This is a genomic window from Salinimicrobium sediminilitoris, from assembly GCF_020866905.1.
GTDB classification, from domain to species: domain Bacteria; phylum Bacteroidota; class Bacteroidia; order Flavobacteriales; family Flavobacteriaceae; genus Salinimicrobium; species Salinimicrobium sediminilitoris.
The window spans coordinates 1-715 of record NZ_JAIVCC010000004.1 but is presented as its reverse complement, the minus strand read 5'-3'; the positions used below and the strand labels follow the sequence as shown (position 1 = coordinate 715).

The window sequence follows — 715 nt, the reverse complement described above, 5'->3', positions numbered from 1 at the left end:
GTTTTTAATAGTTCCATTTATTCTTTCTGCATGTGGATTTTCATATACAGTCTCACACATACTATTTCTTAAACAGCCTCTTGTAAGGCATAAAAACTCTTTGCTATAGTATTGACCTCCGCCATCGGAGTGGATAATTGGTTTAATTATTTCATCTCCTTTAATACGAGTTAAAGCCATCTTCAGAGCCGGTATAGTAGTATCTTCTGTTCTTAAGGTTCTACTTGCACTATAGCCGATGATTCTTCTGGAGTATTGATCCAGGATGAAGGTGAGATAGTAAAACTTACTGTTCATCTCATAGTAGGTTATATCACTTACCCAAACCTGGTTTACACCTGTCAACTCCCGACCCGTAACTAAGTTAGGGAATCGGATAACTCCGCTGCTATCGGTTGTCCGTCTAAAGCATTTTTGTGGAGTTATCTTAAATCCGTAACTACGGTAAAATTCAAAGAACTTATCTCTCCCCATGGTCTGAGGTTTTATCTTTCTATAAAGCTCCTTACAGCCCATCTGCGGATGATCCTCTCTTACCTGACCTAGAACTACTTTTAGTTGTTCTTCCTCCTCAGCTCTTTTTAAATCTCTGTTCAGCCGCTGATGGATATTCTGTTTTGTAGTGCCCAGCCAACGATAGATCTGGTTCATTTTCCATCGGTGGGCTTCCCTGTGGAGCCAGAACCAGGTAAGGGTTTGGAACCTAGTTTTTTTT

Annotated in this window: 1 protein-coding gene; it reads right to left on the bottom strand. The window is 40.1% G+C overall.

Annotation, left to right across the window (positions count from 1 at the left end; all coding sequences use genetic code 11):
- On the bottom strand, positions 1–715 hold a 715-nt coding region (locus LA313_RS05025; RefSeq protein WP_228913585.1), incomplete at both ends, for a DDE-type integrase/transposase/recombinase.